This is a genomic window from Haloferax sp. s1 (assembly GCF_058382125.1).
In genome coordinates, this window is sequence record NZ_JBZRPK010000565.1 from 1 (window position 1) to 7,605 (window position 7,605).

Sequence of the window (7,605 nt, forward strand, 5' to 3'; positions counted from 1 at the left end):
GTGGACTGAACGGGGCCGCGTCGACGAGGAAGACGGCCGACAGTAGCACCGCAGGCCGAAGGCCGAGGAGCGCACGGAGGCCCCCGAGCGCTCGCCGCGGGGGCTTTTGAGGTGTCGTCGTCAGCTCTCGAACCAAAGCCAGCCATAACCACGTCCCCAGCGGTCAACGGGGTTCAAATCCAGAGGTGCCGAATGAAAATCGTAATCGACCCGAATCGGTTATCCGACACGATTACGAAGAAAGGCCAATGGCACACGACTCCGCCCGTGCGTCCGGGTCCCCCGGAGACCACCTCCAGGCGTACGGTGGCATCATCATCGTCGTCGCCCTCGCGCTCATCGTCGGCGCGACATTCGGGTCACTCGCAAAAGGATTTGCAATCAACTTCCTCCCACAGACGGACCCGCTCGTCGGCGCGCTCTCCAGCGCCGGACAGTTCGTCGGGTTCGGTGTCGTCGGCGTGGGTTACCTCGCGGCCCGTGACGACTGGCGTCTCGTCCGCTTTGACTGGCCGACCCGACGTGACCTACTCTGGATTGGCGGCGGCCTCGTCGCCGTCGTCGGCGTCTATCTCGGTGCAACGGCGCTCATGAACGTCCTCGGTATCCAGAGCGGTAACAGCGTCATTGCGCAACAAGGCCGAGAAAGTCCGGTGTACTTCCTCTATCTCACCGTCGTCACTATCGTCCTCGTCGGCCCCGCCGAGGAACTCATCTTCCGCGGCATCGCCTTCGGCGAACTCCGCCGACTCTGGGGTCCGATGCCGGCCATCGCCCTGTCGAGTCTCGTGTTCGCGTCGATTCACTTGTGGTCCTTCTCGGGCGAAGGGATGTACGTCTCGCTGGCGATGGTGTTCCTCCTCGGAAGCGTGCTCGCGGTCGTCTACGAGAAAAGTGGGAACTTGCTCGTGGCCGCGGTCGTCCACGGCCTGTTCAACGCGGTGCAGTTCCTGGTGAGTTACGCGCAGGCGACCGGGCTGGCGTAAAACGCGCGAACGATAGGTTACGCCGGATTCTTCCGCGACAGGTCCATCCCACAGATGGGACAGCGGTCTTTGTTCTCGTCGAACTCGCGTCCACAGCCTTGGCACTGGAACTTCCAGTTTCGTTGCTCGGCGATGCCGTCCTGTGCGATGACTTCGACGGCGACGTTGAGCCGTTCGGCGACGTTTTGCATCGCGTAATCGTCGGTGACGAGCGTCGCATCGAGTTCGAACGCGGCGGCGATGAGACGCGCGTCGGTCTCGGAGAGCACATCCCTGTCGCCGGTCTTGCCAGCGGCTCGAAGTACCTTATCGACGGTACCCTGTCCGGGGATGTGGACGTACATGCCAGCGCCTTCGAGGGCGTCGAAGCGGAAGGCATGCTCGCCGGTAAGTTCCTCCTTGACGAGCGGAATCGAAGCCGTCTCGTCTTCGGTATGATACTCGTGGATGAAAGCAGAAGCGTCGAGGATCCGCATTGAAAACTTACCGTTGGACGACGATGTAGTCTTTGACTGCCTGCACGCGATTCACTGGAATGCGGAATCGACCATTTTCGTCTTGGTCGAATGGGACGCGGCCGGGGGCGACTTCCTCGTTCGGTCGGACGAGCAGGTCGTCGAGTTCTCCCGACTTCATGTTCATCGTGATGTTGTACAGCATCCCGAGTTCCGTTCCGTCCGACCCCATGACGGCCTTTCCGGAGAGGTTCTCGGCGAGTATGTCGGCCATACACACTCCTTCCTCGCCAGTTCACATAAACGACACGGGCACGTCTGACGAGCGACCGACGCGTCAACAGCGAGCTATTACGATAACAATTGTCACACTAGAATTTGGTTTCCATGCGTACGGGCGTGACGATGGACTTAACTTGAGTCACCGACTCGATTCCGGTAAGAGCTTTCTCCGGGGCGATTCTCCATGTCCGACACTGATTCGACGTCACAATCCGATACGCTTCGCACACCTATCGTGGCCGTCCTCGGCCACGTGGACCACGGGAAGACGAGTCTTCTCGACAAGATTCGCGGGTCCGCCGTCAGCGAGGGTGAAGCCGGTGCCATCACCCAGCACATCGGCGCGACCGCGGTCCCGTTAGACACAGTCTCGCAGATGGCAGGCAGCCTCGTCAAGCCCGAGGACTTCGACCTGCCGGGACTGTTGTTTATCGACACGCCGGGACACCACTCGTTCAGCACGCTTCGTTCGCGTGGTGGTGCTCTCGCCGACATCGCCATTCTCGTGGTCGACGTAAACGACAGTTTCCAGCCACAGACCGAGGAGGCAATCGACATCCTCAAACGAACGGGAACGCCGTTCATCGTGGCCGCGAACAAAATCGACACGACACCGGGATGGAACCCACAGGAGGGAGAACCCATCCAGAAGAGTTACGAGGCGCAGTCCCAGCGCGCCCGGTCGAAACTCGACGAAAAACTGTACGAGATTATCGGCGAACTCTCCGATATGGGCTTTTCGTCCGACTTCTACTGGCGCGTCCAGAACTTCCAGTCGAACATCGGTGTCGTCCCCGTCTCCGCGCTGACCGGCGAGGGGATTCCGGACCTCCTCGGCGTTCTCATGGGCCTCTCGCAGCGGTACATGAAAGACGAGATGGCCATCGACGTGGCCGGTCCCGGTTCCGGGACCGTCCTCGAAGTCAAGGAAGAACGCGGATTCGGTGCGACCCTCGACGTGGTCCTCTACGACGGGACGATTCACGCGGGCGACACTATCGTCGTCGGCGGCGCGAACGACCCCATCGTGACCGAAGTCCGCGCGCTCCTCCAGCCTCGACCGAACGCCGAAATCCGAACTGAAAAGCGGTTCGACAAGGTCGACGAAGTCCGCGCCGCGGCGGGTATCAAAATCGCCGCTCCCGACCTCGAAGACGCGATGGCCGGTGCGCCGGTTCGCGTCGTCGGCGACCGCGACACCGACGAGGTCATCCGCGAGGTCGAAGCCGAACTTGCCGACATCGAAGTTACCACCGAAGAGGAGGGTGTCGTCGTCAAGGCGGACACGCTCGGCAGCCTCGAAGCAATGGCGAACGCGCTCCAAGAGGCCGAAGTCCCCATCCTCCGCGCCGAAGTCGGCGACGTCGCCCCGCGCGACGTTGCCGTCGCATCGACCGCCCGCGAACCGGAGCACGAGGTCATCCTCGGATTCAACGTGGACGTGCTCTCGAACGCCGAAGACGAACTCGACAGAAACGACGTCAAACTGTTCGAAGACGACGTTATCTACCAACTCGTCGATGAGTACAAGGAGTACGTCGACGAGATGAAGCGCGCCCAACAGGAGACGATTCTCGACAAAATCGTCCGACCGTGTCGCTTCCGCATCCTCAAAGACCACGTCTTCCGCCAGAACAACCCCGCCGTCGTCGGCGTCGAAATCATGGCCGGGACGATAAAGAACAACATGAACGTCATGAAGTGGGAAGACGGAGAGCCGACTCGCGTCGGCCAACTCTCGGGGATTCAAGAACAGGGTGAAGACGTATCGAGCGCCCGCGCCGGCTCTCGCGTCAGTGTCGCTATCGACGGCCCGACCGTCGGCCGCCAGATAGACGAGGGCGACGAACTCTGGATCGAACTCCCCGAAAAGCACGCGAAGATTCTCGAACAGGAACTCCGCGACGACATTCCGACCGACGAACTGGAGGCACTTTCGGGCTATCTCGAAAAGCACCGCCGTCGCGACCCCTTCTGGGGCAAATAACGACTCACGCGTCCAGTCTGCACCCCACACATCCAGTTTGCGACCTACGCCTCCGATGTACGGGGTTAGATGGCTGTGCGCGCCGAAACGAATAATATTCTCACGTTCGTACCTGTCTGATGGTGGTATCATGCGCAGACAAACAACTCATAGCGACAGCATCGTCTCGGAGCCAACGCGGTACGACGCCATCCTCGCGACGCTCCCGCTCCCGCTTTTCCTCGGCGTCACCGTCGGGATGCTCACCGAACTTCCGATTTCGCTCGTCGTCGGTGTGAGCGGTCTCATCTCGGTCGCCGTCCTCGCCTACGGATTGTTCGTCGCCGCGCCGACGACGCCGACGGCACCAGCATCGAGTGCGACCGAGGTGTCACTCGATGGGCGGAAATCGCACACCCGCGACAACGCTCGGCGAAATCGTCGCCGCGGAAGTGTCTAACGAACCAGTTGTCCTCGGCTGTCGATTCAAGGGCGGTTCCACTCCCAGAACCAGTACGCCACGCCGAACAGCATTAATCCGGCGCCGAAGGTGGACGTTGCCGGTTCAGGGATGAGGACCAACACAAGGCCGACGATGATGATAGCCGTTGGTCCGATTTCGTCCGCGTAGTCGACACGAGAAACCATATCACACCTACGGTCCCATCCGTAAAGTGCATTGTTCTGATTCTAGTACGGTGATAGCGCGCCAAAGCGGCGACAGAAAGCGGTAGCCGAGACTCGGCGTGGGGAAATCAGCCGGACGAACAGAAGTCAGCCGGCTGGCAGGGACGGGCAGAAGTCAGTCGGCGTGAGGAAATCAGCCGACACCAGTAATCACCGCGTGCGCTCGGGGCGAGGCAAACGTTGTTATCGAGCTGCGGGCGTGAGGTCGTCGCCGACGGCGCTCATCACCTGGAACGCGGCGCTGGCGGCGAGACCACGTGCGACTTCGTCGCGGTCCTCGTCAGTGAGTCCAGCGTCGAGGTCGTCGGCGTTCGGCGAGAACCCGGCGCTGACGGGGTGGCCGACAGGAGGATGTACGGCGACGGTAGCTAGTGGGCCGGCCGACCCGGTCGAAAGTTCGGACCCGACGGCGAACCCCTCGGGGAGATACGACTCCGTCCGGGAGACGATACCGGCGACCGCTCGCCGGAGCGAGTCCATCTGTTCGACGGTCAGTTCGCGGTCTTGCGACGGCTGACCGGCACCAGGTACGCCGGGAGCGCCCGCATATGGGTTGTTCCCGTTCATCAGTCGTCTGGGCTACGGGAAGGACGTGTAAAAAGGCGTCGTCGGTCAGGGTCGGGTGCCGCACGTCGAAACTCGAAGACGGCGTGCCTACGACGGCGAACAGGGGAGCGAGACGGTCACAACTGTGCCCTGGTCGTCCCCGGTCTCGATATCGAGGGTCCCACCGGACGCATCGACGATGGCGCGAACCAACCAGAGGCCAACGCCACTCGTGTGACTCAGTTGCGTTTCGGTCCCCGAGTCGAGCGCGTCGCGTTCGGCTCCCGGGATACCAGGACCGTCGTCAACGATAGTGACGTGCGCCGTTTCAGCGGTTTTTTGCACGGTGACATCGACGGCTGTCTCGTCGCCGTTCGAGTGGATGGCGGCATTTTCGAGTAGTTCCGTGATACTTCGTGGCAGCGCCGGGTGTGCCTGTACCACCAGTGTTGCCGGTGCTGTCACCGAGACATCCACACGTGGATGTTCAGTTCGGAAGTCCTTGACGGCATCGCCAACCGCACAGGAGAGGTCAATTTCGACTTCGGTCCCCTCTGCTAACTCGACGCTACGGAGGAGTGCGACTTCGTCGCTCACCTCGACCAACCGGTTCGCACGCGCTCGAATCGCTTCGACAGGGTCGACACTTTCGGGGGCGTCCGCCTGCGGTTCGATGAGTTCGGCGTAGCCCAAAATCGACATGCAGGCGTTTCTGATGTCGTGTCGGAGGATTCGGTGGAGGACGCTCGTATGCGAGAGCGTCGATTCGAGTCGCGAGGTCGTTCGGCTCAGTTTGGAGTGGCTGCGGTCGACGAGGACATAGACGAGAACCGCGGAGATAGTGACGAACAACCACCCTTTCACCGTCTGGAGAACGACTTGGTTGGGGAGCTTCGCGACCACCTGGTCGCTCGTGGCGACCCACAGAAAGCCGAACGCGGCATAAATAAGTGCTACTCGACCGGGTGAGAGGTCGGAGCGTGTGTCCCCACTCATGAGTGAGGATTCTCACACCGCCTGATGAGTACGTCGGTCAACGCTCGAGAATGTCAGGGAGAGAGACACATAATTCGAGGTGGGGACTCAGGGCGGGAACTGGCAGAGAATCCTGACTCAGAAGATAGATTCGCTCTGCCCGTAGGCTGCGACCGTAATCGCGGTCGTGTAGCCGTCGTCCTCGTGTTCCGCCGTGGTGAGTGCGACCTGTTCGTCGTCGAACGACCAGTCACGAAGCCCTTTCCCGGCGTCGAGTCCGTCGACGACCGCTTTTCGAACGGCAGATTCGTTGGTGCCGGTCGCCTCGTAGAAGAGTCCCGGACCGGAGCCGGTCGCCCAGCCGAGACCGGCGACGGCGGTCTCACCGGGGGTCGAAGTCGTCTGGCGGGCCTGCACGACGGTTAGTCGGTTCCCGGCGGGGCCGAGGTCGGGTGCGACCTCGACTTCCTCGACGGTTGCGTCGCCGGGGACGACCGAGGAGACGGCGACGAGATTGTAGTTGTGGATGTTCGCCGCGGCGAGGGCGGCATCGTAGGAGGCCATCTCCGTCGGGGCGGTTCCGACCCCGCGGACGACGCGAATCGTGTTCATGCCCGAACTCTCGCGTCGGTGGAAAAGGGGGTTACGAATGAGCGCTCCCGGAGTGAGAGTAAAGCCGCGAATATCTCTATATCGAACGGTTCTGACGGACGAAACTCCATAGATAGGTGGCGCGGCACCGCCGACTCAATAACAGCGGCAGTTATCTGACGAGTTACCGAAACACCGACGAGCGAACCGAAACCGGTGTCGAAAACGCAGACGCAGACGTGTTAGTACTGGTAGTCGGTGAATCCGGTGATGGGACCCGTTCCGGATTCTTCGACGTTCGTAAGTTTCTCGTGGGCCGCATCGAAGTCAACGCCGGTGACTTCGGTTCGGCCGTCGCGGATGGCGAACATCCCCGCTTCCGTGGTGAGCGACGCGATATCGGCACCGGAGTAGTCGTCGAGTTCATCCGCGAGCGCGTCGAGGTTCACGTCGTCGGCGACGTTCATATCGCGGGTGTGGATATCGAGAATGCGGCGACGTCCTTCGACGGCGGGCTTGGGGACCTCGATGAGACGGTCGAACCGACCGGGGCGGAGAATCGCCTCGTCGAGCATGTCGAAGCGGTTGGTCGCCGCGATAATGCGAATCTCGCCGCGGTCGTCGAAGCCGTCCATCTCGGAGAGCAACTGCATCATGGTCCGCTGGACCTCGGCGTCGCCGGAGGTCTTCGAGTCGGTCCGCTTGGAGGCCACGGCGTCGATTTCGTCGATGAAGATGACAACTGGTTCACGCTCGGCCGCGAGTTTGAACAGGTCGCGGACGAGTCGCGCGCCCTCGCCGATGAACTTCTGGACGAGTTCGGAGCCGGCCATCTTGATGAACGAGGCGTTCGTTTCGTTGGCGACGGCCTTCGCGAGCATCGTCTTCCCGGTCCCCGGCGGACCGTAGAGGAGCACACCAGCGGGCGGGTCGATGCCGACTTCCTCGAACATCTCGGGGTTTTCGAGCGGTTGTTCGACCGCCTCGCGGACTTCGCGAACCTGTTCGTCGATACCCGCCAAGTCGTCGGAGCCGACGGTGGTCGGCGCCACAACTTCCACCTCCTCCGCCCGCGCATCCGTCTCGTCGTCTGTGACGGTCGGGCCGGCTAACGAGC

The 7,605-nt window shown here is 61.8% G+C and carries 10 protein-coding genes; 3 read left to right on the forward strand and 7 right to left on the reverse strand.

Annotated features, from left to right (window positions below):
• The first annotated feature begins 248 nt into the window (after positions 1-248).
• Complete coding sequence (locus tag QT222_RS10480) at positions 249-986, forward strand: CPBP family intramembrane glutamic endopeptidase (protein WP_491477138.1); 738 nt, start codon at positions 249-251, stop codon at positions 984-986.
• A 17-nt stretch (positions 987-1,003) separates the two neighbouring features.
• Here QT222_RS10480 and QT222_RS10485 read toward each other — a convergent pair whose 3' ends face one another.
• Both QT222_RS10485 and QT222_RS10490 read right to left on the reverse strand, forming a co-directional pair.
• A complete protein-coding gene (locus QT222_RS10485; RefSeq protein WP_004059433.1) occupies positions 1,004-1,462 on the reverse strand; it encodes an NOB1 family endonuclease in 459 nt (152 codons plus the stop codon).
• Between the two features lie 7 nt (positions 1,463-1,469).
• On the reverse strand, positions 1,470-1,715 hold the full coding sequence (locus QT222_RS10490; RefSeq protein ID WP_004059432.1) for a PRC-barrel domain-containing protein: 246 nt from the start codon (positions 1,713-1,715) through the stop codon (positions 1,470-1,472).
• A 192-nt stretch (positions 1,716-1,907) separates the two neighbouring features.
• Here QT222_RS10490 and infB point away from each other — a divergent pair, with 192 nt between their 5' ends.
• Entirely contained in the window at positions 1,908-3,710 is a 1,803-nt protein-coding gene (gene infB / locus QT222_RS10495) for a translation initiation factor IF-2 (protein WP_491477139.1), read from the forward strand.
• A gap of 130 nt (positions 3,711-3,840) precedes the next feature.
• The gene (locus tag QT222_RS10500) at positions 3,841-4,149 is read left to right on the forward strand and encodes a DUF8015 family protein (protein WP_004059430.1); all 309 of its coding nucleotides are present in this window, start codon (positions 3,841-3,843) and stop codon (positions 4,147-4,149) included.
• 26 nt (positions 4,150-4,175) lie between these two features.
• On the opposite strand, the gene QT222_RS10505 is transcribed toward QT222_RS10500, so the two are convergent.
• The 5 genes from QT222_RS10505 to QT222_RS10525 all read right to left on the reverse strand — a co-directional run.
• Positions 4,176-4,337 carry a hypothetical protein gene (locus QT222_RS10505; protein ID WP_004059429.1) on the reverse strand — a complete coding sequence of 54 codons (162 nt, stop codon included), beginning with the start codon at positions 4,335-4,337 and terminating at the stop codon, positions 4,176-4,178.
• A 222-nt stretch (positions 4,338-4,559) separates the two neighbouring features.
• A complete protein-coding gene (locus tag QT222_RS10510; protein ID WP_004059428.1) occupies positions 4,560-4,943 on the reverse strand; it encodes a DUF5811 family protein in 384 nt (127 codons plus the stop codon).
• An 87-nt stretch (positions 4,944-5,030) separates the two neighbouring features.
• A complete protein-coding gene (locus QT222_RS10515; RefSeq protein WP_491477140.1) occupies positions 5,031-5,918 on the reverse strand; it encodes a sensor histidine kinase in 888 nt (295 codons plus the stop codon).
• Between the two features lie 117 nt (positions 5,919-6,035).
• Entirely contained in the window at positions 6,036-6,509 is a 474-nt protein-coding gene (locus QT222_RS10520) for a pyruvoyl-dependent arginine decarboxylase (RefSeq protein WP_004059425.1), read from the reverse strand.
• A 221-nt stretch (positions 6,510-6,730) separates the two neighbouring features.
• Positions 6,731-7,605: AAA family ATPase (locus QT222_RS10525; protein WP_491477141.1), on the reverse strand; the 875-nt coding region annotated here is incomplete at its 5' end.

What these genes read in the sequence shown, in the direction of transcription:
- QT222_RS10490 (WP_004059432.1), bottom strand. Translation starts at nt 1,715, where the DNA reads ATGGCCGACATACTCGCCGAGAACCTCTCCGGAAAGGCCGTCATGGGG.
- QT222_RS10500 (WP_004059430.1), top strand. Translation starts at nt 3,841, where the DNA reads ATGCGCAGACAAACAACTCATAGCGACAGCATCGTCTCGGAGCCAACG.
- QT222_RS10480 (WP_491477138.1), top strand. Translation starts at nt 249, where the DNA reads ATGGCACACGACTCCGCCCGTGCGTCCGGGTCCCCCGGAGACCACCTC.
- QT222_RS10485 (WP_004059433.1), bottom strand. Translation starts at nt 1,462, where the DNA reads ATGCGGATCCTCGACGCTTCTGCTTTCATCCACGAGTATCATACCGAA.
- QT222_RS10505 (WP_004059429.1), bottom strand. Translation starts at nt 4,337, where the DNA reads ATGGTTTCTCGTGTCGACTACGCGGACGAAATCGGACCAACGGCTATC.
- QT222_RS10515 (WP_491477140.1), bottom strand. Translation starts at nt 5,918, where the DNA reads ATGAGTGGGGACACACGCTCCGACCTCTCACCCGGTCGAGTAGCACTT.
- infB (WP_491477139.1), top strand. Translation starts at nt 1,908, where the DNA reads ATGTCCGACACTGATTCGACGTCACAATCCGATACGCTTCGCACACCT.
- QT222_RS10510 (WP_004059428.1), bottom strand. Translation starts at nt 4,943, where the DNA reads ATGAACGGGAACAACCCATATGCGGGCGCTCCCGGCGTACCTGGTGCC.
- QT222_RS10520 (WP_004059425.1), bottom strand. Translation starts at nt 6,509, where the DNA reads ATGAACACGATTCGCGTCGTCCGCGGGGTCGGAACCGCCCCGACGGAG.